A 20,485-nucleotide genomic window follows, 5' to 3' on the forward strand; every position below is an offset into this window, starting at 1 on the left:
ATATTTTGTTGTACTCAACATTGTTATATGTGCAACATTTTGGTAGATAGCAGTCATTATCAGACGGGAGTTATTCATGTCCAAACAACAGATCGGTGTTGTCGGTATGGCGGTTATGGGTCGCAATCTGGCGTTGAATATTGAAAGCCGTGGCTACTCTGTATCTATCTTCAACCGCTCCAGTGATAAAACTGATGAAGTTATCGCTGAAAATCCAGGGAAAAAATTAGTTCCAAGTTATTCCATTGAAGAGTTTGTCGATTCACTGGAAAAACCGCGTCGTATCCTGTTGATGGTTAAGGCCGGTGAAGCTACGGATAAAACTATTGCATCTCTGACGCCACACTTGGATAAGGGTGACATTCTGATTGATGGCGGCAATACCTATTTTCAGGATACTATCCGCCGTAACCGTGAATTATCTGCGCAAGGCTTTAATTTTATCGGTACAGGGGTTTCTGGTGGTGAAGAAGGTGCATTGAAAGGCCCTTCAATTATGCCGGGCGGGCAGAAAGAAGCCTATGAACTGGTTGCGCCGATTCTGAAAGAGATTGCTGCTCAGGTGGATGGTGAACCTTGTGTGACTTATATTGGTGCTGATGGTGCCGGTCACTATGTGAAAATGGTTCACAATGGCATTGAATATGGCGATATGCAGTTGATTGCTGAGGCTTACTCTTTATTGAAACATTCACTGAATCTGAGTAATCAGGAACTGGCAGAAGTATTCAGTGACTGGAATGAAGGCGAACTGAGTAGTTATCTGATCGAAATTACTGCTGATATCTTCCGTAAGAAAGATGAAGAAGGTAAATATCTGGTTGATGTAATTCTGGATGAAGCCGCTAATAAAGGAACCGGTAAATGGACCAGCCAAAGTTCTCTTGATTTGGGTGTTCCGGTAACGTTGATTACTGAATCAGTTTTCGCACGTTACATTTCTTCACTGAAAGATCAGCGTGTTGCCGCATCTAAAGTTCTGTCAGGCCCAGAAGTGCAGCCGTTTGCAGGTGATAAAGCGGAATTTATTGAAAAAGTCCGTCGTGCGTTGTACTTAGGCAAAATTGTTTCTTATGCGCAGGGCTTCCAACAGCTGAAAGCCTCTTCCGATGAATACAATTGGGATCTGAATTATGGCGAGATCGCTAAGATCTTCCGTGCGGGTTGTATTATCCGTGCTCAGTTCCTGCAAAAAATCACGGATGCTTACAACGAAAATCCGGCTATTGCTAATCTGTTGCTGGCACCTTATTTCAAACAAATCGCTGATGAATACCAACAAGCACTGCGCGATGTCGTTTCTTATGGCGTACAGAATGGTATTCCAACTCCAACATTCTCTGCTGCCATCTCTTATTATGACAGTTACCGTTCCGCAGTCCTGCCAGCCAACCTGATTCAGGCACAGCGTGACTATTTTGGTGCGCATACCTACAAACGCACTGATAAAGAAGGTGTGTTCCATACCGAGTGGTTAGAATAATAGAAAGTGAATATTTAACTATTATTATTCAAAAAGGTGCTGAATTATTCAGCACCTTTTTTACAGGCAATTTCCTAGTAGCAAATTCAGAGAAATGATTACTATTCTAACAGCCAGTGGGCAACATGCTCCATCCAATGATCGAGATGAGCATCAAGCATATTGTTCAGTAATATGATGCAGGTAATAATAACCAGACCAAGCATTATCAAAATAAACAATTTATTCATAGGATAATTACTCATCTTGTCTGGTTGAAGTATAGCAGAACGTAAGTTTTGCTCAGGTTAAATCTGGCTGATTGATCACTTTGCGAAATGCAATTAACTCAGGCATAGCGATACGGCGGTAATCTTCTGTATTTAAAATGATTGATCGTTCCAGGCTGCCAGCGTTAAATGCCAATTCATCATAGCGTTCAAATAAAAGGGGGTCGGCAATCAGCTTTAAATCAGGATGGAAGCTAAAGGGAGGGATGGCACCAAAAACACAGCGGGTTAATTCGGAAACCTCTTTCGGGCTTGCCAGTGATGCTCTGTTGCCACCTGCCTGTTTGGCCAGAACTGCCAGATCGGCCTGCTGGTCGGCGGGTAAGATTGCCAGAATATATTGACGGTAATTATTTCCCTTAACATGGCAGACTAAAGCTTTTGCCCCCTGACCTAAATGTGTCCCACGTATTTTTGCGACTTCCTCTGATTTCCCGCCAGTGGCATGTTCCATCACCCGATAACGGGCATGGTTAGTATCAAGTAAGGCAGTAATGTGTTCAAAAATATCATTTTTTAACAAAATGCGCTCCTGATCCTGAGTGTTTTTAATTGTATTCATCTGATTATTAAATAAATTTTTATCCTTTTGAAGTTTAGTGAGTTTCCGTTTATTTTTTATTCCTACACTTGTGATTGTTGATTTGAGTCAAAATAACTGATGTGGATAAGTGAGAAATTATAAATCACTTCTCTTATTCAATATTTGAGATACCTCAGTAAAACCTAAGGAGTTCCTAATGGCAATATCAACTTTCTTTATCCCACCAGTGAATAAAATCGGTGAAGGATGTCTGAACGAGGCCATTCAGTTAGCAAAAACTTATGGTTACAAGCAGGCTCTGATTGTTACTGACCGAGTACTGAACGAGATTGGTGTTGTTGGGAAAGTTCAGAAGTTATTGACTAATATAGGGATAAAAAGCGCTCTGTATGATGGAACGAATCCTAACCCAACTACGATTAATGTCGAAGAAGGGCTGGCAATTTTGCATCAGCATAGCTGCGATTTTGTGATTTCGCTGGGGGGCGGTTCGCCGCATGACTGTGCTAAAGGTATTGCATTGGTTGCGGCAAATGGCGGAGATATCCGCGATTATGAAGGAGTTGATGTTTCCGCAAAACCTCAGTTGCCGTTGATAGCGATCAATACCACGGCAGGTACAGCTTCTGAAATGACGCGTTTTTGTATTATCACGGACGTAGAGCGCCACATCAAAATGGCGATTGTGGATAAAAACGTGACGCCTATTTTATCCGTGAATGACCCTTCTCTGATGATTGGTATGCCGAAAGGACTGACCGCAGCGACAGGTATGGATGCGCTGACTCATGCAGTTGAAGCTTATGTATCTACGGCTGCCAACCCTATTACTGATGCCTGTGCGCTGAAAGCGGTGGAAATGATCAGCAGTTATTTACGTCGTGCTGTTGAAAATGGCAGTGATGTGGAAGCGCGGGAAAATATGGCTTATGCCCAATTTTTAGCGGGTATGGCATTCAATAATGCTTCTCTCGGGTATGTTCACGCGATGGCCCACCAGTTGGGCGGTTTCTATGATTTGCCACATGGTGTCTGTAATGCAGTATTGCTGCCCCATGTACAGCGTTTTAATGCAAAAGTTGCAGCACCCCGCCTGAAAGATATTGCAGCTGCGATGGGAGTAAATGTCGAGAATGTTTCTGACAAGGAGGGTGCGGAAGCCTGTATTCGGGAAATCCGCCGGTTGGCAAAAGATGTCAATATTCCAGCGGGATTAACTGAATTGAACGTCAAAGTGGAAGATTTGCCTGTATTGTCAGCTAATGCACTAAAAGATGCTTGTGGGTTCACTAATCCAATTCAGGCATCACACGAAGATATTGTGTCCATTTTCGAAGAGGCTATGTAGTTATCCAGCTAGAGATAGGCCTTAGTCATAAAATGCCACTTCGTTTTATTCGGCTACTGTCATTTAACGAAGTGGCTCTGTTTTCTGAACTTTATTCCTGAGCAGAAAAGGGCGCGTTATCTTTAACTGAATGCCTTTTCTGTAATTGACGGATAATACAGCTCAGATCTAAGTTTTGATCTTGGAGTAACACCAGCAGATGGTAGAGTAAATCAGCCGCTTCATTGGTGAGTTCTTCCCGGTCATTAACAGTCGCTGCCAATGCGGTTTCTACACCTTCTTCTCCCACTTTTTGTGCAATGCGTTTTGTGCCGCTGGCATACAGGCGGGCGGTATAGGAGCTATCGGGAGAAGCATTTTTCCGGCTTGCCAGTAATTGCTCTAATTGGTAAAGAAAACCCCATTGTGTTTGTGCTGGGCCAAAGCAGCTTTCAGTCCCTTTATGGCAGGTTGGTCCGATAGGATTGGCAAGGATAAGCAGAGTATCGTTGTCACAGTCAGGATAAATCTCGGATAATTCCAGAAAGTGACCAGAACTTTCACCCTTCGTCCATAACCGTTGTTTGGTGCGTGAAAAGAAGGTGACTTTGCCGGAATTTAGCGTTGCATTCAGGGCTTCTCTATTCATGTATCCCATCATCAGTACGGTACCAGATACGGCATGCTGCACGATCACGGGCATCAGGTTATCGACTTTTTCCCAGTCTAATTTTTCGATTTCCTGCGGGGTTAGTGGTGATATCGTTAACATATTCTTACCTCAACTCCTTGTTCCGCCAGATATTGTTTCAGTTCGCCAATGTTAATAATCTGCTTATGGAAAACGGAAGCAGCTAAAGCTCCATCAACGTTAGCCTGTTTAAAAGCATCCAGAAAATGAACCGGAGCGCCAGCTCCCCCTGATGCGACCAAAGGCACGGAACAGGTTTCCCGAACTTGTTTAAGCTGGGTAAGATCATAGCCATTGCGAACGCCATCCTGATTCATCATATTCAGGACAATTTCACCGGCTCCACGTTGTTGTACTTCCCTGACCCAATCCAGAGTCTGCCACGTAGTTGCTGTGGTGCGTTTTTCATCTCCGGTGAACTGGTATACCTGATAGCTATTACTTTTTTCATCAAACCACGTATCGATGCCGATTACGATACATTGCACTCCATAGCGATCAGCCAGACGGTTAATTAAAGAAGGGTCTGACAGGGCAGGGGAGTTAATAGAAATCTTATCCGCACCAAATGATAAAATTTGCCCGGCATCTTCGACTGTTTTGATCCCGCCAGCGACACAGAATGGAATATTGATTACTTCAGCCACTTTTGCAACCCAGCTTTTATCCACAACACGGCCATCAGAAGAGGCGGTGATATCATAAAATACCAGTTCATCAGCACCTTCCTGAGCATAGCGTTGTGCAAGAGGCACAATCTCACCAATAATTTCGTGATTGCGGAATTGTACCCCTTTGACTACCTGCCCATCACGCACATCAAGGCAGGGAATTATGCGTTTTGCCAGCATTGGATTGCCTCCTTCAGTGTGAATTTTCCTTCAAGCAACGCACGCCCGACAATGACACCCGTAACACCGGATGCAGGCAGAGAAGAAATATCGGCCAGACTGCCAACGCCTCCGGATGCCTGAAATGCAACTTGTGGATAGCGTTGGCTAATCTCCTGATAGAGTGCAATATTAGAACCGTTCAGTGTGCCATCGCGGGAAATGTCAGTACACAGAACATGTTTCAGACCAACAGGGAGATATTGGTCAACGACCTGTTCCAGTGTTGCTTCGCTGCTTTCCTGCCAGCCACTGATAGCAACTCGCTTAATACCATCTGTATTGATGCGGACATCCAGCGCTAACACAATGGATTCCGCACCATAATTCTCAAACCATTGCTTAACTAACGCTGGCTGAGTGATCGCAGTTGAACCTATAACAACCCGGCTTGCTCCGGCTTCAAGGAGTGCAGCAACATCGCTTTCTGAGCGGATCCCCCCTCCTACCTGTACTGGAACCGATACACCAGACAGTAATTTGCGTAACAGTGAAATCTGGCGTTTGGCAGGATCTTTCGCTCCGGTCAAATCCACCAAATGCAGCAGTTTAGCTCCTGTCTGTTCGTATTCCTGTAAACGGGATAAAGGAGAACTACCGTAATTTCGACACTGACCATAATCCCCCTGATGTAAACGTACAACATTGCCATCGATTAAATCTAATGCAGGTATAATCATGGGGTTACATCTCCAGAAAGTTTTTTAATAGCTGTTCTCCTGCTGCACCAGAACGCTCGGGATGAAATTGGACACCAAAAAAATTGTGTTTTGAAATAGCGCTGCTGAACGAGCCGCCATAATCTGTTTGAGCAATGGTGTATTTGCCAACGGGCAGTGCGTAGCTGTGAACAAAATAAAAATAGGCATTATTTTCAATGCCATGAAACAGAGGATGCTCTGATGGAAAATTAACCTGATTCCAGCCCATATGCGGTAAAGGCAGACCAGAAGTTGCCATCTTTTTAACAGGAGCGTTGATTAATTTCAGTAGCGGGATATTACCGCCTTCTTCGCTGCTTTCAGCCAGAAGCTGCATGCCTAGGCAAATGCCTAAAACAGGCTGAGTAAGGGAAGTGATCAAAGAGATTAACTCCCGTTGTTGTAGCTGGGCCATTGCAGTGGCAGCGGTACCGACACCCGGCAAGAGCAATTTTTCTGCTGATTTCACAACATCTGCATCAAGGCTGATTATTGGGTCATACCCTAACCGACGAATGGCATAGTCAACCGAAGCAAGATTGGCACAGCCGGTATCCAAAATAACAACTTTCATCATTATTCTCTCTTATAAAACACCTTTAGAACTGGGTAGGGTATCGCCTTCAACGCGGATAGCCTGTCGCAGTGTGCGACCAAAAACTTTGAACAGACTTTCGGCACGATGGTGATCGTTTTTACCTTTAGTTTTCAGGTGTAAAGTACATCCCATGGTATAAGAGAGTGAGCGGAAAAAGTGTTCGATCATTTCTGTGCTCAAATCCCCGACACGCTGATGTTTGAACTCAGCTTTATATTCAAGGTGCGGTCTGCCGGAAATATCCAGCGCGCATCGGGCAAGACATTCATCCATTGGAAGCGTAAAACCGAAACGGGCAATACCGAGTTTGTCACCCAGCGCCTGTTTCAGTGCTTCCCCCAGAGCAAGGCCTGTATCTTCAACAGTGTGGTGATCATCAATATAAAGATCACCATCAACTTGAATGTTCATACGAAAACCACCATGAGTGGCAATTTGATCCAACATATGGTCAAAGAAGCCTACCCCTGTATTAATGCGGCTTTTTCCTTCACGATCCAGCCAGACTTCAATATTGATGGCTGTTTCTTTGGTTGTGCGGTTTACACTGGAATAACGATCCTTGCGGGTTAACTGCTCACAAATTGCTGACCAGCCGAATGATTCAGGTTGATAGAGAAGGCCCTGAATTCCCATATTTCGGGCTAATTGCAGGTCAGTTTCCCGATCACCGATGACGTAACTCTTTTTTGTATCCAGTATTCCATCAGCCAGATATTTTTCTATTAAGCCGAGTTTTGGCTTACGACAGTTACAGTTATCTGCGGGTTTGTGAGGGCAGATTAATATTTCTTCAAACTGAATTCCCTGTGAAGAAAAAATCTGCATCATCAGTGCGTGAGGTGGTTCAAAATCAGTCATCGGAAAGCTGTCTGTACCTAATCCATCCTGATTAGTGACCATGACCAGTTTATAACCGGATTTTTGTAAGGCTAATAGAGCAGGGATCACCCCGGATTCAAATGCCAGCTTATCAAGGCGGTCAACCTGATAATCCTTTGGTGGTTCAGTGATTAACGTGCCATCGCGGTCAATGAAAAGTATTTTCTGGCTCATGGATTCTCTGTTTCCTGTACTTGTTGATTTTGTTTGCAAAGAGCGTCAATGGCAGTGATCAGCTGCTCACATTCATTGCGACTGCCAACAGTAATGCGCAGGCAATTTTCCAGTTCCGGTTGCTTTTGTTGATCACGAAGAATAATGCCTTGATCCCATAATGCCCTGAATACAAATTCAGCATTGGTGAACCTAACCAGAATATAGTTGGTTTCACTGGGAAATACTTTCTCCACTAATATCAGCTTATCAAGTGCATCCTGTAGATAAGCGCGATTGGCAATCGTTTCTTCCACCCGCTCCTGCATTACCCGTATGCCCGATGCTGTTAAAGCCTGTGCTGCGATCTCTGCAACAGGCGTGGCAAGGGGATAAGGTGCAATCACTTTCAACATTAGCGCGATAATATCGGTAGAAGCCAGCGTAAATCCACAACGCAGCCCTGCTAAAGCAAAAGCTTTCGAGAGGGTTCGCAAAATTACCAGATGTGGATACTCTTTTAGCCAGCGAGTGGTAGTATTCTGCAGGCTGAATTCGATATAGGCTTCATCAATAGCAACGATGGCACGATTACGGGCCAGTTCGAGGATCTGGCGTAACGTAGAGGGTGTAATCAGATTACCTGTTGGGTTATTCGGGCTACAGATATAGATTAATTTGACGCGATCCAGATTATTTTTGATGGCCGTTATATTTGGCTGCCAGTCTGTGCCAGCGAGGATCTTTTTCTGTGCGACACCGAAGGTTTCAGCGCTGACACTGTACATGCCATAGGTTGGCGGACAAAACATAACTGCATCTTTGCCCGGCTCACAGAAAATACGTATCAGCAGTTCGATAGCTTCATCCGCTCCTCGGCTGACAAGTACTTGTTCTGGTTGCAGGCCAGCATAATCAGCATAACGTTGAATAACTGTCGCAGGCTGGCATTCAGGGTAACGGTTGAGTGTTTTTTCAGAGAACTGAAAATCAGGTGCGGCGTGATATTCATTGGCATTTAACCAAATATCACCATTGCCACCCAAACGACGGGCTGACATATAAGGGACTAATTTGCGGATATTTTCTCTTGCCAGTGAAGTGACATCAAAAACAGTGCTCATTAATTACTCCTTAGCCTGAGAGCTAGTGTCTGCATTATTGTTTGTATTATGAGGATTATTTAAGGCAGCGATGCGTAATGTAACTGCATTTTTGTGTGCAGTGAGTTGCTCTGCCTGTGCCAGTGTTTCGATGGTTGGAGCCAGTTTTTTCAGGCCCTGTGGCGTTAGCTTCTGTACGGTCATTCTTTTCAGAAAATCCGCCAGCCCAAGGCTTGAATGGGTAGAGGTATAGCCGTAAGTGGGTAAAACGTGATTGGTACCGGAGGCATAATCTCCCGCAGATTCCGGTGACCAGTCGCCGAGAAAAATGGAACCGGCACTGGTAATTTTATCTACAAGCTGTTCTGGTTGTCGTGTCTGGATAATCAAATGTTCAGGGCCATATTGATTGCTGATCGCCACACATTGGGCGATATCGTCAGCGACGATAATCCGGCTGGACTGTAAGGCCTGTATTGCAATTTGTTGGCGTGGCAGGGTTGGGAGCTGTTTTTCAATTTCACGGATAACTTCCCCGGCATAGCTTTCGTCAGGTGTAACGAGTATGACCTGCGAGTCTGGCCCGTGTTCTGCCTGTGAAAGTAGATCTGCTGCTGTGAATACGGGATTAGCACCACTATCAGCGATCACCAGCACTTCAGAAGGGCCAGCGGGCATATCAATGGCCGCACCGTCAATACGTTGACTGACCTGTTTTTTAGCTTCAGTGACCCATGCGTTACCCGGGCCAAAAATTTTATCTACTCTGGGAACCGATTCTGTGCCAAATGCCATTGCTGCAATAGCCTGAGCACCACCAATCTGGAAGATATCACTGATACCGCATAGTTGCGCAGCGTAGAGTATTTCATTGGCAATAGGTGGTGGAGAACACAGCGTTACTTTACGACATCCGGCAATGCTGGCAGGGATCCCCAGCATCAATACCGTAGAAGGCAGTGGTGCTGAGCCACCGGGAATATAGAGCCCTACAGAATCAATTGGCCGTGTGATTTGTTGGCAACACACGCCGGGCATAGTTTCTACTTCAATTACCACAGGTTTTTGTGCTTCATGAAACAGACGAATGTTATCCATTGCCTGCTGGATAGCCTGCCGGATTTCCGTTGTCAGGTGATTACCAGCAGCATGAATCTCCTCTTCTGGAACTCGGACTGCATCAATTGTTGTGTTGTCAAAACGCTGGCTGTATTCCCGTAACACGTTATCACCGCGCTCTTTAACTGCTTCCAGAATCTGTCTCACCGTATATGTAATATCTCCAGATGCGGTGACAGCAGGGCGGGTCAGCAACATTCTTTGCTGCTCCGGTGTATATGCCTGCCAACGGATAATGGTGCTAAAATCGACAATACTGACATTGGTGCTCATCGGGCTTACTCCATCATTTTTTCGATTGGTAAAACCAGAATAGAACTGGCTCCCAGTGCCTTGAGTTTTTCCATAGTTTCCCAGAATAGTGTCTCACTGCTTACCATATGCATGGCTACACGATTCTGCGCTCCGGCCAGCGGCAAAATTGTGGGGCGTTCTGCGCCCGGCAACAGATCGATGATTTCTTCCAGTTTGTCACTTGGTGCATGTAGCATGATGTATTTGGATTCACGAGCCTGAATTACACCCTGAATACGGGTCATCAATTTATTGATCAGCTGTTGTTTAGCTTCCGGCATTTCGCCATCACGTTGGATCAGGCAGGCTTTTGAGCGATAGATGACTTCTACTTCCCGCAATCCGTTTGCTTCCAGTGTTGCACCGGTTGAAACCAGATCACAGATGGCATCAGCTAATCCAGCCCTTGGAGCAACTTCAACTGAGCCATTGAGCAGGCAAGGTTTGAATTGAATGCCTTTTTTATCCAGATAGCGCTTTAGTAAGTGTGGATAAGATGTGGCGATGCGTGAATTTTGTAAGCATTCCACCCCTGTATAGTTGTAATCAAGAGGAGCAGCAAGAGAAAGACGGCAAGCTCCAAAATCAAGACGGCGTAATGTGGTATAACGGGGATCATCCCCTTGTGCCCGGCGGCTCAGTAACTCTTCTTCCAGTACGTTTTCACCAATAATACCTAAATCAACGATGCCATCCATCACTAGGCCCGGAATATCATCGTCACGGACACGAAGGATATCGATAGGCATATTTTCCGCGAAAGCGATTAATCTTTGTTGTTGCAAATTGATTTTAATACCACAGCGTGCCAGTAATTCTCTGGAATCATCACTCAGGCGTCCTGATTTTTGCATGGCTATCCGCAAGCGTGTTTTATCTAACATGTTATGTCTACCCTATATATAAATCAGAATATTTTCTGTAGCTCGAAATTCATTGGGCTCGGGATTTATTAGGTATAAAAAAACCCCCGAAAAATCTTCCGAGGGTTTTTATCGTATTCATGCCTCCGGAAGACTTACTAAATGTCTTCCAGCACACAACAGCCTGAAAGACTAGTCAGGATGATGGTGATGATGATGGCTAAATTGAATACGATTCATAATATGTGTGTTCTCTGTTTGATGTGATTTTTGTGTTATTTGTATTAAGGGCTATTTTGTGACTTCAGGGTAACTTTATGCTTAACTTTGTCTATATGCTGCTGACGTGGTTTGCCAGAATAAATAATAAACTGTCTGTCGTTTAACCTATCTGATTCTATGTATGAAAAGCAACCTTTTTTTCAAAAAAGTGACTTTTAGATATTAACTTTTTGTTTTATAAGTAATTATTCTTTCTTTTATCAATATATAGTTGATTAATATTTTTTATGGGAATTATTTTACCTAATAATCAATAGCATATGAGCTGGAGAGTATTATAGTGAAAAAGGTTTCAATTATCGGGCTGGGATGGCTGGGACTGCCATTAGCGCAAGCCCTGCAAGGGAGTGGTTTACAGGTCATTGGCAGTAAAACAACACCAGACGGGGTTGAAGCAGCATGTATGTGTGGTATTGATTGCCACTTATTAAATCTGGTTCCTGAAATAGTCTGTGCAGCCGATGAGCTAGAACAACTGATGTCAGTTGATGTATTGGTTCTGATGTTGCCAACCAGTGGTATCGCAGGAGGTGGTGTAGAGTATGTCAGAGCAATACAGTTGATTGTAGACACAGCACTTTCGCACTCCGTTCCTCATATTATTTTTACCAGCTCAACTTCCGTTTATGGCTCGTCTGTTGGTCATCTTAATGAAGATGCGCCATTAGCTCCTGAAACTCAGTCAGCCAGAGCATTGGTTGAGCTGGAGAACTGGTTGCATCAGTTACCCAATACTTCAGTTGATATTTTACGTTTGGCAGGGTTGGTCGGTACGGGTCGCCACGCAGGGCGTTTTCTGGCAGGGCGGAAGGCAATTTCAGGAGGAGAAAATGCGGTTAATTTGGTTCATCAGGATGATGCTATCTCTGCCATTAAGTTGCTTATTCAGCGTTCTGAAGGAGGAAATGTCTACAATTTATGTGCACCTGTCCATCCTAAAAGATCAGAATTTTACTCACAGGCTTGTTGTCAGCTTAATCTGACTCCGCCAGAATTTTTACAGCCGGAAGATGAGGGCTCAGAAAGCGACACTGAAGAATGTAAAACAGTGGATGGAAGCCGTATTTGCCGGGAACTGGGATTCGAATATCAGTATCCAGATCCCGGGAGCATGCCGATGAGTCTGTAATTAATTTATTTCTATCATAACGATTTTTTGGAATGCTGGCCTTTCGGTCATTAATTGATACCAGCGTTCTAAGTTTGGCAGTGATGGGCGTTCAGTTACCACATTGATCCACGGGTAGATAAACGGAGCCAAGGTTATATCAGCCATGCCGAATTTATCACCGGAAAGGTATGTTTGTTGGCTTAATGCTTCATCGGCAATTTTCAGCAGTCTTTCTATTTCAGCTAAAGCCTGTGCGATGACTTTTTGATCACGCTGTGCCTCAGGTGTCCTGACAAGGCTTATCATGAGTTGTTTGATGGGGGAGAAGAGATTGCACCCAGTCCAGTCCATCCACTTTTCTATATTATATTTTTCTTTAATATCATTCGGATATAGAGTGTTTTCGCCGAATTTTTCGACAAGGTAGCGAACGATCACATTTGATTCCCAAAGAATAAAATCACCATCCTGTAAGCATGGAATTACTCCATTGGGATTCATGTGTAAATAATTCGGATCATCAAGCTTGCCGAATTTCCCTCCGATATCAATTTGCTGGTAAGGAATATTTAATTCCTCCAGACACCAAAGCACTTTTTTGACATTTGATGAATTTTTACGGCCCCAGACTGTTAGCATCATTTTCTCCTCAATATCAAGTCGTTTGATAATATGACAATAAATTCATAGAAATAACAGGAGAATCTTTGCGTTATTGGATTGGAGTCTTATCCTATAACATCTATATTAATAGGAGTTTTGTATTTCAAGTGTTGAATAGGATGTGGTTGTCAGAGAGAGAGAAGGTGGATGATAATGGTGAAAAAAAGAGGTCATATTAAGAGAATAAAGTCTTTTACGGTGGGGCTGGGTGTTTTTTGGCTGGCGAGTACCAGCTCATATGCAATTGATGAACCCGCAGCACCTGAGGTCGATGCGAAATCTTATGTTTTGATGGACTATGCCAGCGGAAAAATTCTGGCATCAAATAATGCTGATGAACGCTTAGATCCTGCAAGTCTGACAAAAATGATGACCAGCTATGTCGTTGGGCAGGCGATGAAGTCAGGTAAAATCTCTCAGGACGATATGGTTACAGTGGGAAAGGATGCGTGGGCGACAGGTAATCCTGTGCTCAAAGGTTCATCCCTGATGTTTTTAAAACCGGGTGATAGAGTCAAAGTTATTGATTTGAATCGCGGGATTGTTATCCAGTCTGGTAATGATGCAAGTATTGCGCTGGCTGATTATGTCGCAGGAAGCCAGGATGCTTTTGTTGATTTAATGAATAAATATTCTCAGTCACTGGGGCTGACGAATACGCATTTTAAAACAGTGCATGGATTAGATGCTTCAGGGCAATACAGTACTGCGCGTGATATGGCTGTTTTGGGGCAGGCGATGATCCGTGATGTCCCTGAAGAATATGCGCTGAATAAAGAAAAAGAATTTACGTTTAACAAAATCCGCCAACCTAACCGCAACCGTTTGTTGTGGAATCAGAATATGAATGTGGATGGCATAAAAACAGGACATACCAGTGGTGCGGGATATAATCTAGTCGCATCTGCAACAGAAGGCTCGATGCGTTTAATCTCGGTTGTTTTGGGAGCTTCCAGTGATCGAATGCGCTTTGTGGATAGTGAAAAGATTCTGTCATGGGGCTTTCGTTTTTATGAAACGACGATCCCATTAAAGGCTGATGCTGTTTTTGTCACGCAAAAAGTATGGTACGGAACACGCTCGGAAGTAGCATTAGGTGTTGAAAAAGATGCCGCCGTTACTCTCCTGCGTGGACAGGCTGGTAATTTGAAAGCGAGTTTCACTCTGAATCAGCCTGAGCTGGAAGCGCCATTGGCAAAAAATCAGGTTGTAGGGACCGTTAATTTTATGCTGGATGGGAAGGTGGTTGAACAGCACCCATTGGTAGTAAAAGAAGCGGTTGAGGAAACGGGATTTTTTGGCCATATCTGGGATTTTATTGTGAAGACGGTTAGTGGCTGGTTTAACTCAATTTTCAGTTAATAAGTGATTTTAAAAATACGAAAATATATACACTTCGTCTTTCAGGCTGCCTCTTTGTTGGCTGCGCTCGTTCACCCCAGTCACCGTTTTTATAAACATACGGTTATCTATGCTCCTGGGGATTACTGAGAGGCTCCTGCCTCTCACCGGAGGCCAGCCTTTGGCTGGGCAAATTCGTTTCCGACGAATTTGTTACTCTCTTGCTTGCCGTCGCGATGCAACTTGAAATCCATTGTGTATCATACAGCCAGAGCGATATAAAAATGCCAGTCCTATAAAAGAGACTGGCATTTTTTTCAGGGGGCAACTTGGAAAAGTTGCCCCCTGATATACCGATTACATCACAGAGTAAACTGCGGCAGAAATCGCAATTGAGCCCATCACAATAACGAAGATATTGCTTGGCTTGCCTGCGTATTTACGCATAGCAGGTACTTTGTAAATGGCATACATTGGCATGATGAACAGGATCATAGCAATGATTGGGCCACCCAGAGATTCAATGATGTTCAGAATACTTGGGTTAAGAGTTGCGATAATCCATGCACTAATCAGCATGAAGATGCTGGTGATTCGATTCAGCGTTTTGTGCTGAATAGATTTGCCTCGTGCGCTCATAGCTTTACTAACGATACCGTTAAAACCTTCACGAGCACCCAGATAGTGACCAAGGAATGATTTGGTAATAGCGATAAAGGCAATGAATGGAGCAATATACTCAATGAGTGGTGTATTAAAGTGGTTAGCCAGATAAGACAGAATAGTAATGTTCTGTGCTTTTGCTTCCGCCAGATTCTCAGGTGACAGGCTTAGTACACAGCTGAACACAAAGAACATGACTGTCAGTACCATCATGATATGAGCATAGCCCAGAATGCGTGAACATTTCTTTTCCGCGTTCTCGCCGTATTCTTCACGTTTTGCTACAGCAAACGCAGAGATGATTGGAGAATGGTTGAAAGAGAAAACCATAACCGGGATAGCCAGCCATAGGGTAAACAGCAGGCCGTGACTGTTTGTGGAAGAAACTGCATTTTCCAGTGACAGAGTATCAAAAATCGCAGTGTTCCAATGAGGAACCAGATACAGAGCCAGCAGCATTAATACAGTGACGAATGGGAATACCAGCACGCTCATTGCTTTAACAATAGCTTGCTCACCGAAACGGATAATGCTCATAACGCCGAGAATCAGGACCAGTGCCAGCAGCGCACGAGGAGGTGCATCCATATTCAGCTGGTGGATGATGAAACTTTCTACCGTATTGGTCAGTGCAACACTGTAAACCAGTAGGATAGGGTAGATAGCAAAGAAGTAGAGGATAGTAATAAAAAAGCCGGCTACTTTCCCGAAATGCTCTTCTACTACACCAGTGATATCTTCACCGCTATTTTTGCCGGACAGGACAAAACGACACATTCCCCGGTGAGCAAAAAATGTCATCGGAAGTGCGAGCAGAGCCATGATGATAAGTGGTATTAATCCGCCAATCCCGGCGTTTATGGGAAGAAACAGAACGCCAGCCCCGATGGCTGTACCATATAATCCCAACATCCATACAGTGTCTGATTTACGCCAGGTAGAGTAATCGCTTTTGCTGCCAGAAGCAGAGGATGCGATTGAACCTGCTTGAGATGTGTCCATAAATATCTCCGAAATAACGCGGTAAAGTAAAATTTAAAAACTACTAAACCCGCACATTAATAAAATGCGCGAGTTGGATTCGTTATATGAATAATAAGTTGTCAGATGTTGAGCTGACGTTTATTTATACATGTTTATTTATATACTAATAATATCGCTTAAAATACAGTCATTTTAAACTAATGATCTGAGATCCCGTTTAGTCCTATTTTTGATATTTAAATCAAAATTCTTAACCACAGACATTTGCTAAGGGAAATATAATTATTTTTAGTAAAATGTACCGTGATCGCTCTCGCAATTGCAAGATTTATATCGTAAAGTTAATATGTTACGAATCTTTATGATGATGTTAATTAAATATTAAATAAAACGCAGCGGTAAAAAATGAAGGTAATAAGTATCATAATTTAAATTTAAACTTCCTGTTCTGATTATGCGATTAATATATTTATTAAAATATTAATAAATTTTTTAGATTTTAAATTTTTAATTCCAATTAAAGTGGTTAATATTAGTTCTTATAATTTGAAATATAAATTTCATTTATCTTATTTTATTGTATCATGCTGAAATAAAAGTAAAATAATTCTGTTTTTTTTGTTTGGCTTAAGATGTGAATTTTATGAATCGGAATTTGGTTCTTAGTATTATAACTTAATAAACATCTTAATTTTAAACAGTCGTCATATGAAAGGTAATTATCATTGGTTATTTTTTATGTAGAAAGAGTAATGATATTTCATTGTGTGATGTTATATATAACGAAGCGTTTTATGATGACTGAGGGGGCTTCATATCTATATCTGTCGTTTTCCAAGTTGTAGCTAACAAAACTACAACTTGAAATTTATTGGATATTTTTCCTTCTGAGGAAAAGATAAGCTAACTTTGCACCCAGCCTTTTTTAATCAAAAAGGAACAGATGAATTGATAAAGAAAAGTTAGCTTATTTTGTAAAAATGCGCCGTATAGATGCCAGAATATTTGGGAAAATGCACACCCCATTAGGCTGACTAAAAAAGCGCCAATCATGTCAATTGGCCAATGAACGCCAACATAAACCCGAGCCCACACGATAGCACAAGCAATAGCCATCAGACACAACCCTGACCAGATACGGTGCCAGAAAAGAAATGCAAGTGAGAACGTAAACACCGCTGTACCGTGGTTACTGGGGAATGAAGCTGTAGGCGCATGAGCGAGAAAGTTATAGCCAACCCCTTCTACAAACGGGCGGGCATGAGGAACAAGTGCTCCAATAATTGTTGATGCTGTTATGGCAAAGGCAAAAGCAATACAGGATTTACTGACAACAACACGTTGATGTGAGATGGCCTCTTTTTTCCCCCAAAGCCAGAAAACTGCCAGTGTTATGGGATATACATACACCAGATATTTTGCAATAAAGATTGAAAACATGATCATGCCTGATGATGAATCTGGTGTTGCATTGATAAGGTTAAACAAATCGTGGTTCAGTTGTTCTAGCAAAATGAGCCTCACACGTGCCTTGAAGTAAAAATGTGATAACGTGTTTATCAATTTATCGGTAAAAACAATAATTTTAGCATGTGGATCAGTAAAGCGATATCGCCTTCATTTGTTATTCTATTTAATGATTGTTGCAGTTGGGTAGGTCAATAATGTATTCATGATATGGGATAAGTTGTTTTTCACTTACTTAACACCCCGCATAAACAAAAAACCCGATAGTCTTTAACCAAAGGGGATGACTATCGGGCTCCTCAATATGGGGACATCAAAGAAAAGCAGTGGCACTAATTGAGACTGTACGAAAACCTGAAAGTTCTCACGATCGTAAAAAAATTACAGAATTTTTTCTATCTGGTGAGCTTTTTGAATGGAGTGATCTGGAATTTCTTTTGGAATTAATGAGATATTTGCTGTTCAAGTTAAGAGAATTCTTTTGCCTGAACAGCAATGGTGCTGCGATTATTTATACAGTTCTAGATTTTCTTTGGCGTAGGCTTCAAAGTCAGTGCAACCGCCAATGTGTGTTTCATCAATGAAAATCTGGGGAACGGTCTCAACAGTTTTGCCTACTGTTTTTGACAAGTCTTCTTTGGTGATACCCTCTGCCAAGATATCTACATAGCGGTAATCAAAGTCTTCACGCTCTGTTTTTAATTTTTCAGCCAGTTCTTTTGCGCGGACACAGTATGGGCAACCAGGGCGACCAAAAATGACAGTGTACATATAAACTCCTTAAGTAGTAATGATCATGGGCTACATTGATATGTCATCTTGAGTTACTATGCCTGTAAGTGTCGGTAAAAAAAAGCAGGAATTTCCTTTCGCTTTAATTAGTCCTGCCAATACAATCGGTTCAGGCATGATTATCTGGTGAGGTATGGTCAAAATTTATCATCCGTATCAGATTTGGAAGGTGGTCAACAAATGAAGAAAAGTACATCACAAGAGATGCGTTCGTTGGCTGATATGCCAAAGATGGTTATCTTATTGGAAATATTGGGTATCGGGTTATTAGCGTTAGTCTATTTATCGATAACTGATAGTCTAATTCTATCACCTTTATTAATGACGACAGAAGCACACGTTGCTATGATCTTATTGGGTATCGGCTGTTTGATTCCCGCAGCTATCCATATTATCTGGCGTGCGATCTATAATCTTTCTTTCTTAGGTATTGATCATAAGAAAGAGGGCAGCAATCATCGGGTTGTCTCTGATGGAGAAAAAACAAAATAGGTTAACGATTTCATGTTGCTATCCTAATAGAGTGTTTTCTGAAGGTAGCAGGTGTCACTTTTAGTCATATGAGGTTGATTCAATGGATTCTATGGTTACCCCAAATTTAGCAACATTACGTAATTGGCTTGATAAGCTGAAAATTTCTTATTTTGAAAATGAAGCAAGCCAGGTATTACATTTGCCTCATATGCAGAACATTGAAGGCCTGTTTGATGCCAAGATTGATCTGCTGGGGGATGTTGTCTTTTTCTCCGCTTTGGCAGAAGTCAGGCCAACAGCGATCATTCCATTGGTTGCGAATCTGAGCCAGATTAATGCCAGTTCTCTGACTGTGAAGGCATTCCTTGATATACAGGATGAAAATTTGCCAAAACTTATTGTTTGTCAGTCATTTCCTATCGCAGCCGGTATGACATTCCAGCAATTCTCTCATTTTCTGAAACTCGGTGAGGAGCAAATTGCCAATGTGATCTTTGAAGTTCACAGTAGCAATTTCCTTTATGTCACGAGTGATATGGAAAGTGAAATGGAAGTTGAAGATGAAGAAGATGAGGCACAGGCTTCGACAGAAACATCAACGTTTACCTTGCACTAATATTTTTTAAGTGGTTTTTTACAATGCAGTGTGCGCAGTATACCGCGGGGCATTGTCACTCCTGCCAGTGGCTTGATAAGTCCTATTTAAATCAGTTATCAGATAAACAAGAACATTTACAACAGCTTTTACGAGATACTCCAAACACGCGCTGGCAACCCCCTGTTGCCAGCCAGCTCAGTGGGTTTCGTAATAAGGCTAAAATGGTCGTGAGTGGCAGTGTTGAGCGCCCGCTGCTCGGAATGCTGCATAGGGATGGCAGAACAGTCGATCTTTGTGATTGTCCTTTGTATCCGCAACACTTTCAGCCAGTCTTTGACGTAATAAAAATATTTATCGCGAAAGCGGGGTTAGTCCCATACAACGTTGCACGTAAAAAAGGTGAACTGAAATACATTCTGTTGACCGAAAGCCGGGCTGATAAAGAGATGATGCTGAGGTTTGTGTTGCGTTCAGAAAAAAAACTGGAACAGTTACAACGATCCTTACCATGGTTACAGGAACAGTTACCACAGCTGACGGTAATTTCTGCGAATATCCAACCGACACATATGGCGATCCTTGAAGGTGAAAAAGAGATTATTTTCACTGAAAAGAAAATGTTGAAGGAAAATTTCAATAATATTCCGTTGTATATTCGGCCCCGGAGTTTCTTCCAGACGAATCCGGCTATTGCTTCGCAGTTATATATGACAGCAGGGCAGTGGGTCAGGGAGCTGAATATAGGCAGTATGTGGGATCTGTTTTGTGGCGCGGGAGGTTTTGGTTTGCATTGTGCAGATAAAGAAACCAAGCTGACAGGCATTGAAATCAGTGAGGAAGCTATTGCCTGTGCCAGAAATTCAGCTGACAGTCTCGGGCTCAAACATGTTGAGTTTCAGGCTCTGGATTCTACGCATTTCGCCCTTGAGAAATCGCAAACTCCAGAGTTGGTATTAGTTAATCCGCCTCGAAGGGGAATTGGTAAAGAACTTTGCCAGTATCTTAACCGAATGGCACCTGAGTATATTCTTTACTCAAGTTGTAATGCGGAAACGATGGCAAAAGATATCACCATGCTTGAACGATACCGAATAGAAAAAGTGCAGTTATTCGATATGTTTCCACACACTGAGCATTATGAAACACTGGCTCTGTTGGTTCTGAATAACGGTTAGCCCGTAATAAGGAATAGC

The 20,485-nt window shown here is 42.8% G+C and carries 22 protein-coding genes and 1 other annotated feature; of the genes, 7 read left to right on the top strand and 15 right to left on the bottom strand.

Features of this window, described 5'->3' with window-relative positions:
* Positions 1 to 76: 76 nt before the first annotated feature.
* Positions 77 to 1,483 (top strand): NADP-dependent phosphogluconate dehydrogenase, encoded by a 1,407-nt coding sequence (gndA, locus tag AACS90_RS20000; protein ID WP_099121240.1) that lies wholly within the window; start codon positions 77 to 79, stop codon positions 1,481 to 1,483.
* 101 nt (positions 1,484 to 1,584) lie between these two features.
* Here gndA and AACS90_RS20005 read toward each other — a convergent pair whose 3' ends face one another.
* Together AACS90_RS20005 and AACS90_RS20010 are read right to left on the bottom strand one after the other, a co-directional pair.
* Positions 1,585 to 1,713, bottom strand: coding sequence for a hypothetical protein (locus AACS90_RS20005; RefSeq protein ID WP_255705591.1), 129 nt, complete (start codon positions 1,711 to 1,713; stop codon positions 1,585 to 1,587).
* A gap of 52 nt (positions 1,714 to 1,765) precedes the next feature.
* On the bottom strand, positions 1,766 to 2,314 hold the full coding sequence (locus AACS90_RS20010; RefSeq protein WP_153043646.1) for a YbaK/prolyl-tRNA synthetase associated domain-containing protein: 549 nt from the start codon (positions 2,312 to 2,314) through the stop codon (positions 1,766 to 1,768).
* A gap of 178 nt (positions 2,315 to 2,492) precedes the next feature.
* Here AACS90_RS20010 and yiaY point away from each other — a divergent pair, with 178 nt between their 5' ends.
* Positions 2,493 to 3,644 carry an L-threonine dehydrogenase gene (yiaY, locus tag AACS90_RS20015; RefSeq protein ID WP_099121241.1) on the top strand — a complete coding sequence of 384 codons (1,152 nt, stop codon included), beginning with the start codon at positions 2,493 to 2,495 and terminating at the stop codon, positions 3,642 to 3,644.
* 91 nt (positions 3,645 to 3,735) lie between these two features.
* Here yiaY and hisIE read toward each other — a convergent pair whose 3' ends face one another.
* From hisIE to hisL, 9 genes are all read right to left on the bottom strand, one after another.
* Entirely contained in the window at positions 3,736 to 4,395 is a 660-nt protein-coding gene (gene hisIE, locus AACS90_RS20020) for a bifunctional phosphoribosyl-AMP cyclohydrolase/phosphoribosyl-ATP diphosphatase HisIE (protein ID WP_099121242.1), read from the bottom strand.
* On the bottom strand, positions 4,389 to 5,165 hold the full coding sequence (gene hisF / locus AACS90_RS20025) for an imidazole glycerol phosphate synthase subunit HisF (protein ID WP_099121243.1): 777 nt from the start codon (positions 5,163 to 5,165) through the stop codon (positions 4,389 to 4,391). The genes hisIE and hisF overlap by 7 nt, the downstream gene beginning before the upstream one ends.
* Complete coding sequence (hisA, locus tag AACS90_RS20030) at positions 5,147 to 5,884, bottom strand: 1-(5-phosphoribosyl)-5-[(5-phosphoribosylamino)methylideneamino]imidazole-4-carboxamide isomerase (RefSeq protein WP_099121244.1); 738 nt, start codon at positions 5,882 to 5,884, stop codon at positions 5,147 to 5,149. Before hisA ends, hisF begins: the two co-directional genes overlap by 19 nt.
* A 4-nt stretch (positions 5,885 to 5,888) precedes the next feature.
* Positions 5,889 to 6,479 (bottom strand): imidazole glycerol phosphate synthase subunit HisH, encoded by a 591-nt coding sequence (gene hisH, locus AACS90_RS20035; RefSeq protein WP_099121345.1) that lies wholly within the window; start codon positions 6,477 to 6,479, stop codon positions 5,889 to 5,891.
* A 12-nt stretch (positions 6,480 to 6,491) separates the two neighbouring features.
* Positions 6,492 to 7,559 carry a bifunctional histidinol-phosphatase/imidazoleglycerol-phosphate dehydratase HisB gene (hisB, locus tag AACS90_RS20040; protein ID WP_099121245.1) on the bottom strand — a complete coding sequence of 356 codons (1,068 nt, stop codon included), beginning with the start codon at positions 7,557 to 7,559 and terminating at the stop codon, positions 6,492 to 6,494.
* Positions 7,556 to 8,662, bottom strand: a complete 1,107-nt coding sequence (gene hisC / locus AACS90_RS20045) for a histidinol-phosphate transaminase (protein ID WP_099121246.1) — start codon at positions 8,660 to 8,662, stop codon at positions 7,556 to 7,558. Before hisC ends, hisB begins: the two co-directional genes overlap by 4 nt.
* Positions 8,663 to 8,665: 3 nt before the next feature.
* Positions 8,666 to 10,033 carry a histidinol dehydrogenase gene (gene hisD, locus AACS90_RS20050; RefSeq protein WP_099121247.1) on the bottom strand — a complete coding sequence of 456 codons (1,368 nt, stop codon included), beginning with the start codon at positions 10,031 to 10,033 and terminating at the stop codon, positions 8,666 to 8,668.
* A gap of 5 nt (positions 10,034 to 10,038) precedes the next feature.
* Positions 10,039 to 10,938, bottom strand: coding sequence for an ATP phosphoribosyltransferase (gene hisG, locus AACS90_RS20055; protein ID WP_099121248.1), 900 nt, complete (start codon positions 10,936 to 10,938; stop codon positions 10,039 to 10,041).
* A gap of 74 nt (positions 10,939 to 11,012) precedes the next feature.
* Positions 11,013 to 11,134 (bottom strand) — a sequence feature (His leader region).
* The gene (gene hisL / locus AACS90_RS20060) at positions 11,110 to 11,157 is read right to left on the bottom strand and encodes a his operon leader peptide (RefSeq protein ID WP_139837445.1); all 48 of its coding nucleotides are present in this window, start codon (positions 11,155 to 11,157) and stop codon (positions 11,110 to 11,112) included. It overlaps the preceding feature by 25 nt.
* 322 nt (positions 11,158 to 11,479) lie before the next feature.
* Here hisL and AACS90_RS20065 point away from each other — a divergent pair, with 322 nt between their 5' ends.
* Entirely contained in the window at positions 11,480 to 12,328 is an 849-nt protein-coding gene (locus AACS90_RS20065; RefSeq protein WP_099121249.1) for an SDR family oxidoreductase, read from the top strand.
* Here AACS90_RS20065 and AACS90_RS20070 read toward each other — a convergent pair whose 3' ends face one another.
* Positions 12,329 to 12,949, bottom strand: a complete 621-nt coding sequence (locus tag AACS90_RS20070; protein WP_099121250.1) for a glutathione S-transferase family protein — start codon at positions 12,947 to 12,949, stop codon at positions 12,329 to 12,331.
* Between the two features lie 177 nt (positions 12,950 to 13,126).
* On the opposite strand from AACS90_RS20070, the gene AACS90_RS20075 reads away from it, so the two are divergent.
* Entirely contained in the window at positions 13,127 to 14,335 is a 1,209-nt protein-coding gene (locus tag AACS90_RS20075; protein ID WP_099121251.1) for a serine hydrolase, read from the top strand.
* 336 nt (positions 14,336 to 14,671) lie between these two features.
* Here AACS90_RS20075 and AACS90_RS20080 read toward each other — a convergent pair whose 3' ends face one another.
* The 3 genes from AACS90_RS20080 to AACS90_RS20090 all read right to left on the bottom strand — a co-directional run bounded on the left by AACS90_RS20080 (position 14,672) and on the right by AACS90_RS20090 (position 18,199).
* On the bottom strand, positions 14,672 to 15,979 hold the full coding sequence (locus AACS90_RS20080) for an HAAAP family serine/threonine permease (protein ID WP_099121252.1): 1,308 nt from the start codon (positions 15,977 to 15,979) through the stop codon (positions 14,672 to 14,674).
* 885 nt (positions 15,980 to 16,864) lie between these two features.
* Complete coding sequence (gene ybjG / locus AACS90_RS20085; RefSeq protein ID WP_099121346.1) at positions 16,865 to 17,473, bottom strand: undecaprenyl-diphosphate phosphatase; 609 nt, start codon at positions 17,471 to 17,473, stop codon at positions 16,865 to 16,867.
* A 462-nt stretch (positions 17,474 to 17,935) separates the two neighbouring features.
* Positions 17,936 to 18,199, bottom strand: coding sequence for a GrxA family glutaredoxin (locus tag AACS90_RS20090; RefSeq protein WP_086953673.1), 264 nt, complete (start codon positions 18,197 to 18,199; stop codon positions 17,936 to 17,938).
* Between the two features lie 201 nt (positions 18,200 to 18,400).
* Between AACS90_RS20090 and AACS90_RS20095 the strand changes: the two genes are divergently transcribed.
* The 3 genes from AACS90_RS20095 to rlmC all read left to right on the top strand — a co-directional run bounded on the left by AACS90_RS20095 (position 18,401) and on the right by rlmC (position 20,467).
* Positions 18,401 to 18,712, top strand: coding sequence for a YbjC family protein (locus AACS90_RS20095; protein WP_099121253.1), 312 nt, complete (start codon positions 18,401 to 18,403; stop codon positions 18,710 to 18,712).
* Between the two features lie 82 nt (positions 18,713 to 18,794).
* On the top strand, positions 18,795 to 19,310 hold the full coding sequence (locus AACS90_RS20100) for a YbjN domain-containing protein (protein WP_099121254.1): 516 nt from the start codon (positions 18,795 to 18,797) through the stop codon (positions 19,308 to 19,310).
* 23 nt (positions 19,311 to 19,333) lie between these two features.
* Positions 19,334 to 20,467: a 23S rRNA (uracil(747)-C(5))-methyltransferase RlmC gene (gene rlmC / locus AACS90_RS20105; protein WP_099121255.1), complete on the top strand. Its 1,134-nt coding sequence runs from the start codon at positions 19,334 to 19,336 to the stop codon at positions 20,465 to 20,467.
* Positions 20,468 to 20,485 lie beyond the last annotated feature (18 nt).

This window comes from Xenorhabdus sp. KK7.4, from assembly GCF_963876465.1.
GTDB classification, from domain to species: domain Bacteria; phylum Pseudomonadota; class Gammaproteobacteria; order Enterobacterales; family Enterobacteriaceae; genus Xenorhabdus; species Xenorhabdus stockiae.

Bases quoted from the DNA above. Each gene is read 5' to 3' on its own strand.
- gndA (WP_099121240.1), top strand. From the start codon at position 77: ATGTCCAAACAACAGATCGGTGTTGTCGGTATGGCGGTTATGGGTCGC.
- AACS90_RS20005 (WP_255705591.1), bottom strand. From the start codon at position 1,713: ATGAATAAATTGTTTATTTTGATAATGCTTGGTCTGGTTATTATTACC.
- AACS90_RS20010 (WP_153043646.1), bottom strand. From the start codon at position 2,314: ATGAATACAATTAAAAACACTCAGGATCAGGAGCGCATTTTGTTAAAA.
- yiaY (WP_099121241.1), top strand. From the start codon at position 2,493: ATGGCAATATCAACTTTCTTTATCCCACCAGTGAATAAAATCGGTGAA.
- hisIE (WP_099121242.1), bottom strand. From the start codon at position 4,395: ATGTTAACGATATCACCACTAACCCCGCAGGAAATCGAAAAATTAGAC.
- hisF (WP_099121243.1), bottom strand. From the start codon at position 5,165: ATGCTGGCAAAACGCATAATTCCCTGCCTTGATGTGCGTGATGGGCAG.
- hisA (WP_099121244.1), bottom strand. From the start codon at position 5,884: ATGATTATACCTGCATTAGATTTAATCGATGGCAATGTTGTACGTTTA.
- hisH (WP_099121345.1), bottom strand. From the start codon at position 6,479: ATGAAAGTTGTTATTTTGGATACCGGCTGTGCCAATCTTGCTTCGGTT.
- hisB (WP_099121245.1), bottom strand. From the start codon at position 7,559: ATGAGCCAGAAAATACTTTTCATTGACCGCGATGGCACGTTAATCACT.
- hisC (WP_099121246.1), bottom strand. From the start codon at position 8,662: ATGAGCACTGTTTTTGATGTCACTTCACTGGCAAGAGAAAATATCCGC.
- hisD (WP_099121247.1), bottom strand. From the start codon at position 10,033: ATGAGCACCAATGTCAGTATTGTCGATTTTAGCACCATTATCCGTTGG.
- hisG (WP_099121248.1), bottom strand. From the start codon at position 10,938: ATGTTAGATAAAACACGCTTGCGGATAGCCATGCAAAAATCAGGACGC.
- AACS90_RS20070 (WP_099121250.1), bottom strand. From the start codon at position 12,949: ATGCTAACAGTCTGGGGCCGTAAAAATTCATCAAATGTCAAAAAAGTG.
- AACS90_RS20075 (WP_099121251.1), top strand. From the start codon at position 13,127: ATGGTGAAAAAAAGAGGTCATATTAAGAGAATAAAGTCTTTTACGGTG.
- AACS90_RS20080 (WP_099121252.1), bottom strand. From the start codon at position 15,979: ATGGACACATCTCAAGCAGGTTCAATCGCATCCTCTGCTTCTGGCAGC.
- AACS90_RS20090 (WP_086953673.1), bottom strand. From the start codon at position 18,199: ATGTACACTGTCATTTTTGGTCGCCCTGGTTGCCCATACTGTGTCCGC.
- AACS90_RS20095 (WP_099121253.1), top strand. From the start codon at position 18,401: ATGAAGAAAAGTACATCACAAGAGATGCGTTCGTTGGCTGATATGCCA.
- AACS90_RS20100 (WP_099121254.1), top strand. From the start codon at position 18,795: ATGGATTCTATGGTTACCCCAAATTTAGCAACATTACGTAATTGGCTT.
- rlmC (WP_099121255.1), top strand. From the start codon at position 19,334: ATGCAGTGTGCGCAGTATACCGCGGGGCATTGTCACTCCTGCCAGTGG.